The following is a 17,525-nucleotide window of genomic DNA, read 5'->3' on the forward strand; positions in this document are numbered from 1 at the left end:
TCTCCTTGTCAGCCTTTAATCTCGCAGCGAACTGCGTTTACATCATGACGACGTCAAACTGCTCCTGGTTATAGAGCGGCTCAATTTGCACTTTTACCTGTTTGCCGACAAAGATTTCCACTTCCGCCAGCGCGTGCGACTCTTCCCCTTTCAGGGCCTCCGCCACCGCAGGGGAAGCATAGACCAGAAAACGGTCTGAGTCGTAGGCATGATGGACACGGACAATCTCACGCATGATCTCGTAGCAGACCGTCTCCACCGTCTTTACCGTTCCGCGTCCATGGCAGGTTGGACACTCATTACACAGGACATGTTCCACGCTTTCGCGGGTCCGTTTCCGGGTCATTTCCACCAGGCCGAGCTGCGAGAAGCCATTGATGCTGGTTTTCACGCGATCTTTACTCAGTGCCTGCTCCAGGGAGTGCAGCACGCGACGGCGGTGATCTTCATTATTCATATCGATAAAGTCGATGATGATAATGCCGCCCAGATTGCGCAGGCGAAGCTGGCGCGCGATGGCCTGCGTCGCTTCGATATTGGTGTTGAAAATGGTGTCATCCAGGTTGCGATGGCCGACAAACGCGCCGGTGTTGATATCGACGGTGGTCATCGCTTCGGTCTGATCGATGATCAGATAACCACCCGATTTCAGCTCAACCTTACGCTCCAGCGCGCGCTGGATTTCGTTTTCCACGTCATAAAGGTCAAATATCGGCTGGCGGCCGGTGTAATGCTCCAGCAGGCCCGGCATTTCGGGAATGTACTCGGCGGTAAATTCGAGCAACGCTTCATACGTCAGACGTGAGTCCACGCGAATGCGATCAAGCTGCGCATCGGCGAAATCGCGTAATACGCGCTGAGCGAGCGCCAGCTCACCGTACAGCCGGTAGCGGGTCTGGTTGCGTTTTTTACGCTCCATCACTTTGGTCCAGACGCGCTTCAGGTAGGCCGCATCCGAGGCCAGATCTTCTTCGCTGATCCCTTCCGCCGCAGTACGGATAATAAACCCGCCCTGCTCGTCGCAGTAGGCGCTGACCACTTTTTTCAGGCGCTCGCGCTCGCTTTCGCTCTCAATACGCTGTGACACGCCAACGTGCGACGCACCTGGCATAAAGACCAGATAGCGTGAAGGCAGGGTGATGTCGGTGGTCAGACGCGCGCCTTTGGTACCCAGCGGATCTTTTACCACCTGCACCATCAGATCCTGGCCCTGACGCACCAGTTCAGAAATATCACGTACCGCAAACTGCTTTTGCTCTTCGCCAGCCACGCATTCGGTGTGCGGCATAATATCGGAGGCGTGTAAAAACGCTGCCTTATCGAGCCCAATATCTACAAAAGCCGCCTGCATACCCGGTAGTACACGACTGACACGACCTTTGTAGATATTGCCTACGATTCCGCGTCGCGCTTCACGCTCAATATGAATTTCCTGAAGAATGCCACCATCAATGTAGGCCACACGGGTTTCCGATGGCGTTACGTTTACCAACAATTCAGCCGTCATAATTATCCCTTCCCTCACGCAGTGAGTTAAAATTGCTCAGCAACTCATACGTTTCCACCAGCGGTAAGCCGACTACGGCGTGATAGCTGCCATTTATCTTCCTGACAAAACAGCCACCCAACCCTTGAATACCGTATGCACCTGCTTTATCCATAGGTTCACCGCTGGCGATATAGCCGGCGATCTCCTCGTCGGTGAGGACTCTGAACGTCACTTCCGTTACCACAAGGCAATCCAGAACGTACTGGCTGTCCGCCAGCGCCACTGCCGTCATTACCTGATGGGTTTGTCCGGACATGTTACGCAGCATCCGCGCCGCATGGTCTGTGTCGCGGGGTTTCTCAAGCACCTCGCCATTGAGAATGACGATGGTATCCGCACCCAGCACCGGTAAGTCACGCGGCACGCATGCGACGCCCGCCTGCGCTTTTTCACGCGCCAGACGAGAAACATACTGCTGAGCGCTTTCGCCCTCAGCACGTTTTTCTTCGATGCCGGTAACGATGCGTTCGAAGGAGACACCCAACTGCGCGAGCAGTTCCTGGCGACGCGGAGAACCGGAGGCAAGATACAGAGACGTCATAGAAACCTTTTATTGCACGGCAAACTGCTGGCGAATTTTACGCATCAGCAGGAACAGCCACGGCCAGAGCACACCGTTTACTACACTACTCCAGAACACTTCCGGTCGGAAAGAGACGTTGATCACTAAAAACTCTGCCCAGAAAACAACGATATCCGCAGCGAGCGACAACAACATCACCACCAGCGCCTGTTGCCAGAGCGCAAGGTTACGAAAGAGCTGGAATTTGAGTGCGACGAGATACGCAATAATGCTCATGGATAAGGCGCGGACGCCAAGCGTAGAGCCACTGATAAGATCCAGTATGGCACCCATCACAAAACCTGTGCCGACATTTACGCGGTGCGGCAGGGCCAGGATCCAGTAGAGCAAAATGAGCAATACCCAGTTTGGCCGGAAAACAAGAATGTCGTCCGGCCAGGGCATAATTTGCAGCAACAGTGCAACGAGGAATGAGAGCCAGATTACCCAGCGCCCCTGGCTACGATAACTGGCCACTACTGCCCTCCACCCGAAACTTGCGGCGGTGGCGGCGCATCTGGCAGCGGCTGCGTTAACCCTGTCGCCGGAGCCGGTACGGGCGCAGGTGGCCCCATCGCATCCGGCGCAGGCAGCACCTGTGGCATCATCTGCATCAGGCGTTCATTGGCCACACGATGCACATCTTCCGGCGTCATCGGGTTAGCACCGTTACGATCGGCACCCCACAACAGCAGCAGGTAGCGCAAACGCTGCAAGCCAGCCGTTGGACGCGCCTGGATCACGGTGTAGGCACGCTGAGTGTCGAGCTTCACGGAAGAGACAACCGCAACCGGGTAGCCTTCCGGGAAACGACCGCCCAGACCGGACGTCACCAGCACGTCGCCCACGCGGATATCCGTGTTGGCAGGCAGGTGTTCCAGTTGCAGATCGTCGGTACAGCCGTTACCGGCGGCAATCACGCGAATATCATTACGCAGCACCTGAATCGGCAGTGCATGGGTGGCATCGCAAATCAGCAGCACGCGGCTGGTCAGTTTGGCAACCGCCACAACCTGGCCCACGACGCCTTTATCGCTGATCACAGGCTGACCTTCGTAGACGCCGTTCACGCTGCCTTTATCAATCACCACCTGATCGCTGTACGGATCGTTTACGGTGGAGATCACCTGGGTGACCATTTTCTGTTCATCCTGGCGCAGCGGCGAGCCAAGCAGTTCACGCAGACGTGCGTTTTCCTGCTTATATTGCCCCAGCATCAGCAGCTCGCTGTTTTTCAGCAGCAGTTCCTGGCGTAACGCACGGTTTTCGAGTTCGAGCTGGTCACGTGATGAGAGCGTTTGCGACACGGAGTCGAGCAGTTCACGGGGACCATTTGAAATAAAGTAGAAAGGACTGACGGCGGTATCCATGTACGTTCGGATCTGGCTGAACGTACCGAGGCGGCTATCGGCAATAATGACCCCGAGCGCAACCAGAACCGCCAGGATCAGGCGAAACTGTAGCGACGGGCCACGGCTAAAAATTGGCTTCATAGGCTATGCGTATTCTCGCGTCAGAGAGAAAGGGTAGCAAATTGCTACCCTCTCACACCCGACTACTCTTCGCTAAACAAGTCGCCGCCGTGCATGTCGATCATTTCCAGCGCCTTGCCACCACCACGGGCGACGCAAGTCAGTGGATCTTCTGCAACTACGACAGGAATCCCTGTCTCTTCCATTAACAGGCGGTCGAGGTTACGCAGCAGCGCACCACCACCGGTCAGCACCATGCCGCGCTCGGAGATATCGGAGGCCAGCTCTGGCGGGCACTGTTCCAGTGCAACCATCACCGCGCTCACGATGCCGGTCAGCGGCTCCTGCAACGCTTCCAGGATTTCGTTGGAGTTCAGGGTGAATCCGCGTGGCACACCTTCAGCCAGGTTACGACCGCGAACTTCGATCTCGCGAACTTCATCACCCGGATAAGCAGAACCGATTTCGTGCTTGATGCGCTCTGCGGTCGCTTCACCGATCAGAGAGCCGTAGTTACGGCGAACATAATTGATGATGGCTTCGTCGAAACGGTCGCCGCCGATACGCACGGAGGAGGAATAAACCACACCGTTCAGGGAGATAACGGCCACTTCAGTGGTACCGCCACCAATATCCACCACCATAGAACCGGTTGCTTCAGAAACCGGCAGACCCGCACCAATTGCCGCAGCCATCGGCTCTTCAATCAGGAACACTTCACGCGCACCGGCACCCTGAGCGGATTCACGGATCGCACGGCGTTCAACCTGGGTTGCGCCAACCGGCACACACACCAGTACGCGCGGGCTTGGGCGCATGAAGCTGTTGCTGTGAACCTGCTTGATGAAGTGCTGAAGCATTTTTTCGGTCACGAAGAAATCAGCAATAACGCCGTCTTTCATTGGGCGGATCGCGGCGATGTTGCCCGGCGTACGGCCCAGCATCTGCTTCGCATCATGACCTACTGCGGCCACGCTTTTTGGCGAGCCGGCACGATCCTGACGAATGGCCACAACGGAAGGCTCATTCAATACGATGCCTTGTCCTTTTACATAAATAAGGGTATTCGCGGTACCCAGGTCAATGGACAGGTCATTGGAAAACATGCCACGAAATTTTTTCAACATACTAAGGGATAATCCTGAAAGCTGGGGCGGAAAACAAAATCCGCTTACTTTACCAACCACACGCAGCAGCGACAAGGCGCAAAAATAGTCTGCTACGGTGAAAATTAGTGCAGCACGTTTCCTTTGTTACAAATTCATCCCCTGAATCCCTCAGGGCTGAGTAAACAGCAGCGTCCCTCACTTTCACTTGTAACCCACTAAAGGTCGTTCACTGGCTTTTATGCTCGTCTTACTCAAAGCTACAGGCGCGATATTCTACGTGAAAACAAAGTAAACGGCAGGTCAAACAGAGTATCTTTGCAAATATTTTTTCACATTGGTGTCAAGCGGCTGAGAGGCGGCAAAAAAATCCCCCTGACCGCCCGTCACGCCGCGCTCTGTCAACATCTGCCATTCACTTCGTGAACGTACGCCTGCGGCAAATACTTGCGTTTGTGTTCCTTTGCACGCTTCCACCAGGCTTTGTACCAGCAGCTGGTTTTCCGTGCGTTTTTCAATATTCCTTACCAGACCCGGATGCAGCTTCAATAATTCGACATCCAGCTCTTTGATCCAGCTGGTGCTCACCAGGGTCAGACCCGCCTGGGTTACCGCCACGCGAGCCCCAAGCGCATTGATTAAACGCACCACCGGGCGCAACCGGCTGATGTGTTGACCTACATCTGCCTCTGCAAGTTCAAAAATAATGCGTTTGCGTTGCGATTTTTCGCATTGCATTAACGTGTCACGTAACCAGCGCTGGAAGCGCGGGCGGATCAGCGATTCGACGGTCACCTGTAAAGCCAGATTTTCTTCAGGCCAGTACGATAAAAACGGGATGAGACGAGTAATTTGCTGGCGGTCATACTCTTCGGACAATCCGAATTGCAGCACCATCGGTAAATACTCCGCGGAGATAACCTCTTCGGTCCCATCAAAGATACGGCACATCAGTTCACGATGATGGACATGACCACTCTTCATGACCGCCGGTTTTTGATAGATGCGCGGTCCACCGCGGCTCAGCATCTGTTCAATCAGGGTTCGCCAGCGCACGTTGCCGCGCCCTTTCTCCGGCAGCGTGTCATCATAGACCGCCCAGCCGTTCGCCCCCTGTAAGACGGCGTTGCGCGTGGCCGCTTCCGCATGTTCCATCACCTGCTCCGTCGACTGACCGCCGCGCCAGGCACAGATGCCCATGTGCACCATGTCGTCTCTGTCGAGCATTTTGTTCTGGGGTAGCGCGTCGACGGCTTTCAGCAACTGGCTGGCGATACTTTCGGACTCCTTTAAGGTGCGATGCGGCAGCAAGACGGCAAAGTCACTGCGGTGGTAGCGCGCCAGTAGCGCACCGGGGTAGCGCATAATAAAGGTAGACAGCAGGTTGATCAGCGTGAAGAGGTTCTCTTCCGCCACGCGCTGGCCCCAGGTATCCCGGAGAAGATCGAAGTCGGGCAGACGAATCATCATTACCACGCCATGCGTACCCACCTTTTCAGGGTCATCAAGAAGCGTAGCCAGCTGATTATCAAAGAAGAGACGGTTGTTGAGGCCCGTTTTGTTATCCTGCGCGGCGTAAGAGCGAATTAACGTGTCCATACGGCTACGCTGATCGCTGGCAAACTGAATTTCGGAGAGCAGCACGTCCAGAGCGCTACTGGTGCGTGATGGCCATTCATAAACCGATCCCCGCACCTGCGGACCCCGCTCGCCGTTCAGTATCCGCACGGAGCGGGTTTCCAGCAGTTCCTGGCCGGAAAGTTGACGACGCTGCCAGCGAACGGCGAGAAAAATCAGCAGTACGATAAAGGCAACGGCGATGGTTAAGGGCGCGGTGGTCATGAGCGAGCGTAAATAGTTGCTCATCGGATCCTGGTACATCAGATGGATTGTCATACCCGGATGTTTAAGTGAGTGTACCGTTACGTCCCGATACTGATCTACCGTACCGGCAGGACGATAGCTGCCCTGGCGGGTATGGCTGAAAACGGTCCGCTTCCCCTGTTTAATGTCGATCTGCACAATATCCACAGGCACCATTAACTCATCCAGCTCACGCGAAAGCGCCGGGAAGGAGGTCGTAATCAGGCGGGTGTCGATAACCGATGCAACCGATTCAACACGGTTAACCAGCTTATCCTGGATGGCATTATAAAAGCTCAGCGAGCAGCCGATTAGCGTGACAAATATGGTCAGCCCCGTCAGCAAGGTGATAAAAGCTGAGAACTTCGTTGTTAATCGCATCCTTGAGATTACTCCGTGGGTTGAAGAGAGGTGCAAGTGAGCGCTAACTTGCATTTTAAATGCGACATACTACCAAACCTGGTGTATCTGGCAATTTATTGCGTTAAATCGGCACTGCGTTTCACTGAGCGAGTATAGTCTTCAGAACATATTTTCCCATCATCAAACCTAGTGAGGACCTGTATGCAGGCTTTGATCTTAGAACAGCAGGACGGCAAAACCGTTGCCTCGGTGCAATCCATTGAGGAGAGCCGCCTGCCGGAGGGCGACGTGACCGTGGATATCGACTGGTCCAGCCTGAACTATAAGGATGCACTGGCCATTACGGGAAAAGGTAAAATCATCCGAAATTTCCCAATGGTGCCAGGAATCGACTTTGCAGGCCGCGTACATACCAGTGAAGATCCGCGTTTTCACGCCGGACAGCAGGTGCTGCTCACCGGCTGGGGTGTGGGTGAAAACCACTGGGGCGGACTGGCAGCGCAGGCGCGCGTAAAAGGTGACTGGCTGGTCCCGATGCCGAAAGACCTGGACGGTCGTAAAGCGATGATCATCGGCACCGCTGGTTTCACCGCCATGCTCTGCGTGATGGCGCTGGAAGAGGCCGGGATCCGTCCTGACTCTGGCGAAATTGTCGTCACCGGCGCCAGCGGCGGCGTGGGCAGCACGGCCGTCACGCTGCTGCACAAGCTGGGGTATCAGGTCGCCGCCGTCTCTGGCCGCGAAAGTACGCATGATTATCTGCGTCAGCTGGGCGCAAACCGTATCCTGAGCCGCGACGAGTTCGCCGAGACCCGCCCGCTGGAAAAACAGGTCTGGGCTGGCGCAGTAGATACCGTTGGCGACAAAGTGCTGGCGAAAGTGCTGGCGCAAATGAATTACGGTGGCTGCGTGGCGGCCTGTGGTCTCGCGGGTGGTTTTGCCCTGCCGACGACGGTGATGCCATTTATTCTGCGTAACGTGCGTCTCCAGGGTGTCGATTCGGTCATGACCCCAGCCGAGCGGCGTACAGAGGCCTGGGAACGTCTTGCACGGGATCTGCCAGCCTCATTCTATGATCGAAGCGCCACTGAGATTACCCTGAGCCAGGCGCCAGAGTTCGCGAATAAAATCATGGACAACCAGTTCCACGGTCGTGCGCTGGTTAAGATCGCCTAATCTTCAAATTTTCGTGACATATTCGCGCTAACCCTCCTCCTCCGTCATGCTTAGAAAAACGCCTGACGGAGGATGCCATGAAAACCCGAAAACTGACGGAAGCCGACGTAACGTCTGAGTCTGTCTTTATGCTACAGCGCCGCCAGATCCTGAAAATGCTTGGCATCAGCGCCACTGCCCTGACCCTCACCCCTGCGGCCCATGCCGATCTGCTCGACTGGTTTAAGGGCAATGACCGTCCGAAAGCCCCTTCCGGCGCACCGCTTACCTTCACAAAACCGGCGCAGTGGCAGAATAAACTGACGCTGACGCCGGAAGATAAAGTCACCGGCTATAACAACTTCTATGAGTTTGGTCTTGATAAGGCCGATCCTGCCGCCAACGCCGGGAGCATGAAAACCGATCCCTGGACGCTGAAGATAGATGGCGAGGTGGCAAAACCGCTGACGCTGGATCATCATGACCTCACCACCCGCTTCCCTCTTGAAGAACGCATTTACCGGATGCGTTGTGTGGAAGCCTGGTCGATGGTGGTGCCGTGGGTGGGTTTCCCTTTGCACAAACTGCTGGCGCTGGTTGAGCCTACCAGCAACGCGAAGTATGTTTCCTTCCAGACGCGCTACGCCCCGGATGAGATGCCAGGCCAGAAGGATCGGTTTATCGGCGGCGGGCTGGAGTATCCCTATGTAGAAGGATTACGTCTCGACGAAGCCATGCATCCGCTTACGCTGCTCACCGTCGGGGTTTACGGCAAAGCGCTGCCGCCGCAAAACGGGGCGCCCATTCGTTTAACCGTACCGTGGAAATACGGTTTCAAGGGCATCAAATCGATCGTCAGCATTAAGCTCACTCGCGAACGTCCACCCACCACCTGGAACCTGGCGGCACCCGATGAGTATGGTTTTTTTGCCAACGTTAACCCACACGTTGACCATCCGCGCTGGTCGCAGGCGACGGAACGTTTTATCGGTTCCGGCGGCGCGCTGGATGTTAAACGTCAACCAACGCTGCTGTTTAACGGCTATGCGGATGAGGTGGCGTCCCTCTACCGTGGGCTGAATTTACGGGAGAACTTCTAAGTGCGTTTAACGGCAAAGCAGATAACCTGGCTGAAGGTACTCCTGCATTTAGCCGGATTGCTCCCTTTTATCTGGCTCTTCTGGGCAGCCAGTCAGGGACAGTTCAGTGCCGATCCGGCGAAAGATATTCAGCATTTTACGGGTCGGATGGCTCTGAAATTTTTGCTGGCGACCTTGCTCGTCTCACCGCTGGCGCGCTACGCTAAACAGCCCTTATTGATACGCACCCGTCGGCTTTTGGGGCTATGGTGTTTTGCCTGGGCGACGCTGCATCTCACCAGCTACGCCCTGCTGGAACTGGGCATTAACAACCTGGCACTCCTTGGCAGCGAACTGGTGACGCGTCCCTATCTGACGCTGGGTATCGTAAGCTGGCTGGTGTTACTGGCGCTGACGCTGACATCCACGCAGTACGCGCAGCGAAAACTGGGTCGACGCTGGCAACTGCTGCACAACTTCGTCTATCTTGTCGCGATCCTCGCCCCCATCCATTATCTGTGGTCGGTGAAGATTTTATCCCCTCAGCCGGTCATCTACGCCGTGCTGGCACTGGCCCTTTTAGCATGGCGTTACAAGAAGTTCCGCCAGTGGTGGCGATAGTTCACGAAACTGTGCGTTTTCCCGCAGATTACTTATCAACCGCGAATCTTTTTCGGATAGCGGTTGATAATCTTCCCTGATAAGACCAGTATTTAGCTGCCAAATGCTACGAAATCGTTATAATGTGCGACTTCGGTTTTCCGGACAGGGGTTTTAGGCCTCTGAAAGGGTGACAATTGCGCGTTGAGGGTATATGTTGTTTTTTACCCGAAAATCGCAGGAGATAGCGGCACAATGGCTGACAAATTCCAAATTTTAGTATTGAACGGACCGAACCTGAACATGCTCGGCACCCGTGAGCCAGAGAAGTACGGCACGCTGACATTGAACGAAATTGTTAACCGTCTGGGTACGGAAGCAGCTTCGCTGAATGTGGATTTGGACCATTTTCAGTCAAACGCGGAGTACGCAATCATCGACCGTATTCATCAGGCTAAAGACACTGTGGACTATATCCTGATCAATCCGGCCGCGTTTACGCACACCAGTGTTGCTATACGCGACGCACTGCTCGCGGTGAGTATCCCGTTTATCGAGATCCACCTGAGTAACGTGCACGCCCGAGAGCCGTTCCGTCACCATTCCTACCTGTCAGATATCGCCGCTGGCGTGATTTGTGGGCTGGGTGCAGACGGCTATTCATACGCTTTACAGACAGCGGTAAAACGCTTGTCACAATCACACTAAACAAGAGTACGGAACCCACTCATGGATATTCGTAAGATTAAAAAACTGATCGAGCTGGTTGAAGAATCAGGCATCTCCGAACTGGAAATTTCTGAAGGCGAAGAGTCTGTACGCATCAGCCGTGCAGCCCCAGCCGCTAGCTTCCCGGTAATGCAGCAAGCTTACGCTGCGCCAGTGCAACAGCCTGCGCTCTCCGCAGCCGTTGCGCCAGCGGCAGCAGAAGCAGCACCTGCGGCTGCAACAGAAATCAGTGGTCACATCGTACGTTCCCCAATGGTTGGTACTTTCTACCGCACCCCGAGCCCGGACGCGAAAGCGTTCATCGAAGTGGGTCAGAAAGTCAACGTAGGCGATACCCTGTGCATCGTTGAAGCCATGAAAATGATGAACCAGATCGAAGCAGACAAGTCAGGTACTGTGAAAGCGATCCTGGTCGAAAGTGGTCAGCCGGTAGAATTTGACGAGCCGCTGGTCGTCATCGAGTAACGAGGCGAACATGCTGGATAAAATTGTTATCGCCAACCGTGGCGAGATTGCACTGCGTATTCTTCGTGCCTGTAAAGAACTGGGCATCAAGACCGTGGCCGTGCACTCAAGCGCGGATCGCGATTTAAAACACGTATTGCTGGCGGATGAGACGGTCTGTATCGGTCCGGCTCCGTCCGTAAAAAGCTATCTGAACATCCCGGCAATCATCAGCGCCGCCGAAATCACTGGCGCGGTCGCGATTCACCCGGGTTACGGTTTCCTCTCTGAGAACGCCAACTTTGCTGAGCAGGTAGAACGCTCTGGCTTTATCTTCATCGGCCCGAAAGCCGACACTATTCGCCTGATGGGTGACAAAGTGTCTGCGATCACGGCGATGAAAAAAGCCGGCGTGCCAACCGTACCAGGCTCTGACGGCCCGCTGACCGACGACATGGATGCTAACCGTGCCCATGCTAAACGCATTGGCTACCCGGTTATCATCAAGGCGTCCGGCGGCGGCGGCGGTCGCGGTATGCGCGTTGTGCGCAGCGACGCTGAACTGGCGCAGTCCATCTCCATGACCAAAGCGGAAGCGAAAGCGGCTTTCAGCAATGACATGGTGTACATGGAAAAATACCTGGAAAACCCACGCCACATCGAAATTCAGGTGCTGGCTGACGGTCAGGGTAACGCGATCTATCTGGCAGAACGTGACTGCTCCATGCAGCGTCGTCACCAGAAAGTGGTCGAAGAAGCGCCAGCGCCGGGCATTACGCCGGAACTGCGTCGCTACATCGGTGAGCGTTGCGCCAAAGCGTGTGTCGATATCGGCTATCGCGGGGCGGGTACCTTTGAGTTCCTGTTCGAAAACGGCGAGTTCTACTTCATTGAGATGAACACCCGTATTCAGGTTGAACACCCGGTTACCGAAATGATCACCGGCGTTGACCTGATCAAAGAGCAGCTGCGTATCGCAGCCGGTCAGCCGCTGTCCATCAAACAGGAAGAAGTTGTGGTGAAAGGCCATGCGGTAGAGTGCCGTATCAACGCCGAAGACCCGAACACCTTCCTGCCAAGCCCGGGTAAAATCACGCGTTTCCACGCGCCGGGTGGCTTTGGTGTGCGCTGGGAGTCCCATATCTACGCCGGTTACACCGTACCGCCGTACTATGACTCAATGATTGGTAAGCTGATCTGCTACGGCGAAAACCGTGACGTGGCCATTGCCCGCATGAAGAACGCCCTTCAGGAGCTGATCATCGACGGGATCAAAACCAACGTTGATCTCCAGATGCGCATTATGAGCGACGAGCACTTCCAGAATGGTGGGACTAACATCCACTACCTGGAGAAAAAACTCGGTCTGAACGAGAAGTAAGAGACCAGTGTTGCTAAAAGGCCGGATTATCCGGCCTTTTTTATTTCTGGGGATCGCCAGGCCCCATCATGTACAATCCCCGCTTTCTTCATCCACAAGGGACAAAAAATGGACAAACGTTTTGTTCAGGCCCATAAAGAAGCGCGCTGGGCGCTGTGGCTGACCCTTCTCTATCTCGTCGCATGGTTAGTAACCGCTTACTTACCTGATTCGGCGATTGGCATTACCGGCCTCCCGCACTGGTTTGAAATGGCCTGCCTGCTGCTGCCGCTGGTGTTTATTGTGCTGTGCTGGGCGATGGTGAAATTTATCTATCGCGATATTTCACTGGAGGACGATGATGCAGCTTGAAGTCATTCTGCCCCTTATCGCTTATCTGTTCCTGGTGTTTGGCCTGTCGATTTATGCGATGCGTAAACGTTCGACCGGCACCTTTCTGAACGAGTATTTCCTCGGGAGCCGCTCAATGGGCGGCGTCGTGCTGGCCATGACGCTGACCGCCACGTATATCAGCGCCAGCTCGTTTATCGGTGGCCCCGGCGCCGCTTATAAGTACGGGCTGGGCTGGGTACTGCTGGCTATGATCCAGTTGCCTGCCATCTGGCTCTCTCTGGGCATACTGGGTAAAAAGTTTGCCATTCTGGCCCGTCGCTACAATGCCGTAACGCTGAACGATATGCTGTTTGCCCGCTATCAGAGTCGTTTGCTGGTATGGCTGGCAAGCCTGAGTCTGCTGGTGGCGTTTATTGGCGCGATGACGGTGCAGTTTATCGGCGGCGCACGGCTGCTGGAAACGGCTGCCGGGATCCCCTACGAGACGGGTTTGATCATTTTCGGTGTGAGTATCGCGCTGTATACCGCGTTTGGCGGGTTCCGCGCCAGCGTGCTGAACGACACGTTGCAGGGCATGGTGATGCTCATTGGCACGATCGTTCTGCTGGTGGGTATCGTGCATGCCGCAGGCGGCCTGAGCCATGCGGTTGAAACCCTGGAAGCGATTGACCCGAAACTGGTCTCGCCGCAGGGAGCGGATGACATCCTCTCTCCAACTTTTATGACCTCGTTCTGGGTGCTGGTGTGCTTTGGGGTGATTGGCCTGCCGCATACCGCCGTGCGCTGCATCTCATATAAAGACAGCAAAGCGGTGCACCGCGGGATCATCATCGGGACAATTGTGGTGGCGATCCTGATGTTCGGTATGCACCTGGCGGGCGCACTGGGACGCGCGGTGATCCCTGACCTTACCGTACCGGATCTGGTCATCCCGACCCTAATGGTAAAAGTGCTGCCGCCATTTGCCGCCGGGATTTTCCTCGCCGCCCCCATGGCGGCCATTATGTCGACCATCAACGCTCAGTTGCTGCAAAGTTCCGCTACGATCATTAAAGATCTCTATCTGAATGTGCGCCCTGAACAGGTCGAAAATGAACGACGCCTGAAGCGCATGTCGGCGGTGATTACCCTGGTGCTGGGGGCGTTGCTGCTGCTGGCCGCGTGGCGTCCACCGGAGATGATCATCTGGTTGAACCTGCTCGCCTTTGGCGGGCTGGAAGCCGTATTCCTGTGGCCGCTGGTACTGGGGCTGTACTGGGAACGCGCGAATGCCGCAGGTGCATTAAGCGGCATGATTGTCGGGGGCGTCCTGTATGCCGTTCTCGCCACGTTTAAAATTCAGTATCTGGGCTTCCATCCGATCGTGCCTTCGTTACTGTTAAGTTTACTGGCGTTTGTGGTCGGAAACCGTTTTGGTCACCCGACGCCACAAGCTGCCCTGATTTCTACTGATAAATAAAGAGTTTTGCCATGCCGTGGATCCAATTAAAACTGAACACAACCGGCGCAAACGCCGAAGAACTGAGTGACGCGCTGATGGAGGCCGGTTCGGTCTCTATCACCTTCCAGGACACGCATGACACGCCGGTCTTTGAGCCGCTGCCAGGCGAAACGCGCCTGTGGGGTGATACGGACGTTATCGGCCTGTTCGATGCAGAAACCGACATGAAAGAGGTGGTGGCGATTCTGGAAAACCATCCGCTGCTGGGCGCTGGTTTCGCGCATAAAATCGAACAGCTGGAAGACAAAGACTGGGAACGCGAGTGGATGGACAACTTCCATCCGATGCAGTTTGGTCAGCGTCTGTGGATTTGCCCAAGCTGGCGTGAGGTTCCCGATGAAAACGCGGTCAACGTGATGCTGGATCCGGGTCTGGCGTTTGGCACCGGCACTCATCCAACAACCTCTTTGTGCCTGCAATGGCTGGATGGACTGGATCTGGAAGGCAAAACCGTGATCGACTTCGGCTGCGGATCCGGGATCCTCGCTATCGCAGCGCTGAAGCTGGGTGCGGCAAAAGCCATCGGGATCGATATCGATCCGCAGGCGATTCAGGCCAGCCGTGATAACGCCGAGCGTAATGGCGTTTCCGATCGCCTTGAGCTGTATCTGCCCGATGCACAGCCAGAGGCCATGAAAGCCGATGTGGTGGTCGCGAATATCCTGGCTGGCCCGTTACGCGAGCTGGCACCGTTAATTAGCGTCCTGCCGGTTGAAGGCGGTCTGCTGGGCCTGTCCGGTATCCTTGCCAGCCAGGCAGACAGCGTCTGTGAAGCCTACGCCGATCTCTTTGCGCTCGACCCGGTGGTCGAGAAAGAAGAGTGGTGTCGCATCACAGGCCTAAAAAAATAAGCGTCTGGCGTGGTCGTCTGACCACGCCTTTTCCCTTCGGTTTTTTCTCCCGCCCTCTTCCTTTCTTCGATAAAATAACCGCACAAATCATAATGTTAATCATTGATTTGGATAATAAAATTCACAGGAAGAATACGATGAAACACATTTCAGGCAAGGCAGCGCTGCTGGCGCTGAGCATAATTTCGGCTTCGGCTTACGCATCACACTGGAGCTATCAAGGGGAAGGCGCGCCGGAACATTGGGGCGAGCTGGACGAGGCGTACAAGACGTGTAAAAGCGGGATGTATCAGTCGCCGATTAACATTGATAACACGGTCAAAGCCCATATCTCTCCGCTGGAAACGCACTATATCGATGGCCCGGTCATTCTGACAAACAACGGCCATACTATCCAGGCGAGTGAAAATGCCGATACACGCGACAGCATCACGCTTGATAAACAGCGCTGGACGTTACAGCAGTTCCATTTCCATGCGCCATCCGAAAATACGGTGCACGGTAAAAAATACGCAATGGAAATGCATCTGGTCCATAAAAACGCTGACGGCGAACTGACGGTCGTTGCCGTTATGTTCGATCAGGGCGCGGCAAATACTGAACTGGATAAGCTCTGGGGCGTGATGCCAGGACAGGTTGACCAGAACGTCACGATTAAGCCAACCCTCGATATGAATAAATTACTGCCCGCGGATAAAACCTACTGGCGTTTTAGCGGCTCTCTGACCACGCCGCCATGTTCAGAAGGGGTGACGTGGCTGGTGCTCAAGCATCCGCTGACCGTCTCTGCCGAACAACTGCAAAAATTCACTCACACCATGCACCACGAAAACAGCCGCCCGGTTCAGCCACTTCATGGCCGTCTGGTGGTTGAATAAGCCGATTTTTTACGCTGATATCCTGTGCTGAAATGCGACGCAGATCGCAAAGAAGCGCCATAATCTGCTGCTTATAGCAGCAGATTATCCCGGACAATTGATTCATTTATTCAGAAATGATGAGAAGTTACGGGAAATTGTAAGCGTCCACAAAATGTTCATTTATTCATAACACAATGATTTAAAAAGCGAATAATCTTATCCAAAAAGCATGACTGGCGATTCCTTGATCTACAGCAGAGGATTGTTCAAAGTTTGGCCTTTCATCTCGTGCAAAAAATGCGTAATATACGCCGCCTTGCAGTCACAGTATGGTCATTTCTTAACTCATGCGCATCGGACACCACCAGCTCAGAAATCGCCTGATCGCAGCCCCAATGGCAGGTATTACCGACCGGCCGTTCAGGACGCTGTGCTATGAGATGGGAGCAGGACTGACCGTTTCCGAGATGATGTCGTCTAACCCGCAGGTTTGGGAAAGCGATAAGTCCCGCCTACGGATGGTGCACGTGGATGAGCCAGGTATCCGCACCGTGCAAATTGCCGGAAGCGTACCTGAAGAGATGGCAGATGCCGCGCGTATTAACGTGGAAAGTGGCGCCCAGATTATTGATATCAATATGGGTTGCCCGGCCAAAAAGGTGAATCGCAAGCTTGCAGGTTCAGCCCTTCTGCAATACCCCGACCAGGTGAAGTCAATCCTGACGGCGGTTGTCAGCGCAGTGGACGTTCCTGTTACGTTGAAGATTCGCACGGGTTGGTCGCCGGAACACCGTAACTGTGTAGAGATTGCCCAACTGGCCGAAGACTGTGGCATTCAGGCCCTGACCATTCATGGACGCACTCGCGCCTGTTTGTTCAACGGTGAAGCTGAATACGACAGCATTCGGGCAGTTAAGCAGAAAGTTTCCATTCCGATTATCGCGAATGGCGACATTACTGACCCGCTTAAAGCCAGAGCTGTGCTCGACTATACGGGAGCTGATGCTCTGATGATAGGACGTGCCGCTCAGGGAAGACCCTGGATCTTTCGGGAAATCCAGCATTATCTGGACACTGGGGAGCTGCTTGCCCCGCTGCCTCTGGCAGAGGTCAAGCGCTTGCTTTGTTCGCATGTTCGGGAACTGCATGACCACTACGGCCAGGCAAAAGGGTACCGAATTGCGCGTAAACACGTCTCCTGGTATCTCCAGGAGCACGCTCCAAATGACCAGTTTCGGCGCACATTCAACGCCATTGAGGATGCCAGCGAACAGCTGGAGGCGTTGGAGGCATACTTCGAAAATCTTGCGTAATGAAATAAAGAGCTGACAGAACTATGTTCGAACAACGCGTAAATTCTGACGTACTGACCGTTTCTACCGTTAACTCTCAGGATCAGGTGACTCAAAAGCCCCTGCGTGACTCGGTTAAACAGGCACTGAAGAACTATTTTGCTCAACTGAACGGTCAGGATGTTAATGACCTGTATGAGCTGGTACTGGCTGAAGTTGAACAGCCACTGTTGGACATGGTGATGCAATACACCCGTGGTAATCAAACTCGCGCTGCCCTGATGATGGGCATCAACCGTGGTACCCTGCGTAAGAAACTGAAAAAATACGGCATGAACTGATACTAATCAGTTAAGTGTTTGTTTAAAAAGGCGCTAACCGGCAT

The 17,525-nt window shown here is 54.6% G+C and carries 18 protein-coding genes; 12 read left to right on the forward strand and 6 right to left on the reverse strand.

Annotated features, from left to right (window positions below; genetic code table 11):
* Positions 1-37: 37 nt before the first annotated feature.
* The 6 genes from rng to csrD all read right to left on the reverse strand — a co-directional run bounded on the left by rng (position 38) and on the right by csrD (position 6,933).
* Positions 38-1,507, reverse strand: coding sequence for a ribonuclease G (rng, locus tag ACOTX7_RS08380; RefSeq protein ID WP_003860405.1), 1,470 nt, complete (start codon positions 1,505-1,507; stop codon positions 38-40).
* Positions 1,497-2,090 (reverse strand): Maf family protein, encoded by a 594-nt coding sequence (locus tag ACOTX7_RS08385; protein ID WP_157506559.1) that lies wholly within the window; start codon positions 2,088-2,090, stop codon positions 1,497-1,499. Before ACOTX7_RS08385 ends, rng begins: the two co-directional genes overlap by 11 nt.
* Positions 2,091-2,099: 9 nt before the next feature.
* Positions 2,100-2,588 carry a rod shape-determining protein MreD gene (gene mreD / locus ACOTX7_RS08390; RefSeq protein WP_003860402.1) on the reverse strand — a complete coding sequence of 163 codons (489 nt, stop codon included), beginning with the start codon at positions 2,586-2,588 and terminating at the stop codon, positions 2,100-2,102.
* A complete protein-coding gene (mreC, locus tag ACOTX7_RS08395) occupies positions 2,588-3,604 on the reverse strand; it encodes a rod shape-determining protein MreC (RefSeq protein ID WP_003860400.1) in 1,017 nt (338 codons plus the stop codon). The genes mreD and mreC overlap by 1 nt, the downstream gene beginning before the upstream one ends.
* Before the next feature lie 62 nt (positions 3,605-3,666).
* Positions 3,667-4,710, reverse strand: a complete 1,044-nt coding sequence (gene mreB / locus ACOTX7_RS08400; RefSeq protein ID WP_000913396.1) for a rod shape-determining protein MreB — start codon at positions 4,708-4,710, stop codon at positions 3,667-3,669.
* 282 nt (positions 4,711-4,992) lie between these two features.
* Positions 4,993-6,933: an RNase E specificity factor CsrD gene (gene csrD, locus ACOTX7_RS08405; protein WP_221256530.1), complete on the reverse strand. Its 1,941-nt coding sequence runs from the start codon at positions 6,931-6,933 to the stop codon at positions 4,993-4,995.
* A gap of 183 nt (positions 6,934-7,116) precedes the next feature.
* Here csrD and ACOTX7_RS08410 point away from each other — a divergent pair, with 183 nt between their 5' ends.
* From ACOTX7_RS08410 to fis, 12 genes are all read left to right on the forward strand, one after another.
* The gene (locus ACOTX7_RS08410; protein WP_221813307.1) at positions 7,117-8,091 is read left to right on the forward strand and encodes an MDR family oxidoreductase; all 975 of its coding nucleotides are present in this window, start codon (positions 7,117-7,119) and stop codon (positions 8,089-8,091) included.
* A 77-nt stretch (positions 8,092-8,168) separates the two neighbouring features.
* The gene (gene msrP / locus ACOTX7_RS08415) at positions 8,169-9,170 is read left to right on the forward strand and encodes a protein-methionine-sulfoxide reductase catalytic subunit MsrP (protein WP_047354090.1); all 1,002 of its coding nucleotides are present in this window, start codon (positions 8,169-8,171) and stop codon (positions 9,168-9,170) included.
* Positions 9,171-9,770 carry a protein-methionine-sulfoxide reductase heme-binding subunit MsrQ gene (msrQ, locus tag ACOTX7_RS08420; RefSeq protein WP_006812170.1) on the forward strand — a complete coding sequence of 200 codons (600 nt, stop codon included), beginning with the start codon at positions 9,171-9,173 and terminating at the stop codon, positions 9,768-9,770.
* Positions 9,771-10,004: 234 nt separating this feature from the next.
* The gene (aroQ, locus tag ACOTX7_RS08425; RefSeq protein ID WP_006812171.1) at positions 10,005-10,457 is read left to right on the forward strand and encodes a type II 3-dehydroquinate dehydratase; all 453 of its coding nucleotides are present in this window, start codon (positions 10,005-10,007) and stop codon (positions 10,455-10,457) included.
* A gap of 21 nt (positions 10,458-10,478) precedes the next feature.
* Entirely contained in the window at positions 10,479-10,943 is a 465-nt protein-coding gene (gene accB, locus ACOTX7_RS08430) for an acetyl-CoA carboxylase biotin carboxyl carrier protein (RefSeq protein WP_003860389.1), read from the forward strand.
* Positions 10,944-10,953: 10 nt separating this feature from the next.
* A complete protein-coding gene (gene accC, locus ACOTX7_RS08435) occupies positions 10,954-12,303 on the forward strand; it encodes an acetyl-CoA carboxylase biotin carboxylase subunit (protein WP_003860388.1) in 1,350 nt (449 codons plus the stop codon).
* Between the two features lie 108 nt (positions 12,304-12,411).
* Positions 12,412-12,654, forward strand: coding sequence for a YhdT family protein (locus ACOTX7_RS08440; protein ID WP_006812172.1), 243 nt, complete (start codon positions 12,412-12,414; stop codon positions 12,652-12,654).
* A complete protein-coding gene (panF, locus tag ACOTX7_RS08445; RefSeq protein WP_205924660.1) occupies positions 12,644-14,095 on the forward strand; it encodes a sodium/pantothenate symporter in 1,452 nt (483 codons plus the stop codon). The genes ACOTX7_RS08440 and panF overlap by 11 nt, the downstream gene beginning before the upstream one ends.
* A gap of 11 nt (positions 14,096-14,106) precedes the next feature.
* Positions 14,107-14,988, forward strand: coding sequence for a 50S ribosomal protein L11 methyltransferase (gene prmA / locus ACOTX7_RS08450; RefSeq protein WP_047354088.1), 882 nt, complete (start codon positions 14,107-14,109; stop codon positions 14,986-14,988).
* 137 nt (positions 14,989-15,125) lie between these two features.
* Positions 15,126-15,866 (forward strand): carbonic anhydrase, encoded by a 741-nt coding sequence (locus tag ACOTX7_RS08455; protein ID WP_039274537.1) that lies wholly within the window; start codon positions 15,126-15,128, stop codon positions 15,864-15,866.
* Positions 15,867-16,195: 329 nt separating this feature from the next.
* A complete protein-coding gene (dusB, locus tag ACOTX7_RS08460) occupies positions 16,196-17,161 on the forward strand; it encodes a tRNA dihydrouridine synthase DusB (RefSeq protein WP_006812176.1) in 966 nt (321 codons plus the stop codon).
* 23 nt (positions 17,162-17,184) lie between these two features.
* Positions 17,185-17,481 (forward strand): DNA-binding transcriptional regulator Fis, encoded by a 297-nt coding sequence (fis, locus tag ACOTX7_RS08465; RefSeq protein WP_000462905.1) that lies wholly within the window; start codon positions 17,185-17,187, stop codon positions 17,479-17,481.
* The last annotated feature ends 44 nt before the right edge of the window (positions 17,482-17,525 follow it).

Origin of the sequence: Enterobacter cloacae complex sp. IR5418 (assembly GCF_049238105.1) — a bacterium.
In the GTDB taxonomy this organism is placed as follows: Bacteria; Pseudomonadota; Gammaproteobacteria; order Enterobacterales; family Enterobacteriaceae; genus Enterobacter; species Enterobacter hormaechei.

Excerpts from the sequence above, each read along its gene's own strand:
- ACOTX7_RS08440 (WP_006812172.1), top strand. The coding sequence starts at position 12,412 with ATGGACAAACGTTTTGTTCAGGCCCATAAAGAAGCGCGCTGGGCGCTG.
- mreB (WP_000913396.1), bottom strand. The coding sequence starts at position 4,710 with ATGTTGAAAAAATTTCGTGGCATGTTTTCCAATGACCTGTCCATTGAC.
- msrP (WP_047354090.1), top strand. The coding sequence starts at position 8,169 with ATGAAAACCCGAAAACTGACGGAAGCCGACGTAACGTCTGAGTCTGTC.
- rng (WP_003860405.1), bottom strand. The coding sequence starts at position 1,507 with ATGACGGCTGAATTGTTGGTAAACGTAACGCCATCGGAAACCCGTGTG.
- csrD (WP_221256530.1), bottom strand. The coding sequence starts at position 6,933 with ATGCGATTAACAACGAAGTTCTCAGCTTTTATCACCTTGCTGACGGGG.
- ACOTX7_RS08455 (WP_039274537.1), top strand. The coding sequence starts at position 15,126 with ATGAAACACATTTCAGGCAAGGCAGCGCTGCTGGCGCTGAGCATAATT.
- mreC (WP_003860400.1), bottom strand. The coding sequence starts at position 3,604 with ATGAAGCCAATTTTTAGCCGTGGCCCGTCGCTACAGTTTCGCCTGATC.
- accC (WP_003860388.1), top strand. The coding sequence starts at position 10,954 with ATGCTGGATAAAATTGTTATCGCCAACCGTGGCGAGATTGCACTGCGT.
- panF (WP_205924660.1), top strand. The coding sequence starts at position 12,644 with ATGCAGCTTGAAGTCATTCTGCCCCTTATCGCTTATCTGTTCCTGGTG.
- fis (WP_000462905.1), top strand. The coding sequence starts at position 17,185 with ATGTTCGAACAACGCGTAAATTCTGACGTACTGACCGTTTCTACCGTT.
- ACOTX7_RS08410 (WP_221813307.1), top strand. The coding sequence starts at position 7,117 with ATGCAGGCTTTGATCTTAGAACAGCAGGACGGCAAAACCGTTGCCTCG.
- dusB (WP_006812176.1), top strand. The coding sequence starts at position 16,196 with ATGCGCATCGGACACCACCAGCTCAGAAATCGCCTGATCGCAGCCCCA.
- ACOTX7_RS08385 (WP_157506559.1), bottom strand. The coding sequence starts at position 2,090 with ATGACGTCTCTGTATCTTGCCTCCGGTTCTCCGCGTCGCCAGGAACTG.
- prmA (WP_047354088.1), top strand. The coding sequence starts at position 14,107 with ATGCCGTGGATCCAATTAAAACTGAACACAACCGGCGCAAACGCCGAA.
- accB (WP_003860389.1), top strand. The coding sequence starts at position 10,479 with ATGGATATTCGTAAGATTAAAAAACTGATCGAGCTGGTTGAAGAATCA.
- aroQ (WP_006812171.1), top strand. The coding sequence starts at position 10,005 with ATGGCTGACAAATTCCAAATTTTAGTATTGAACGGACCGAACCTGAAC.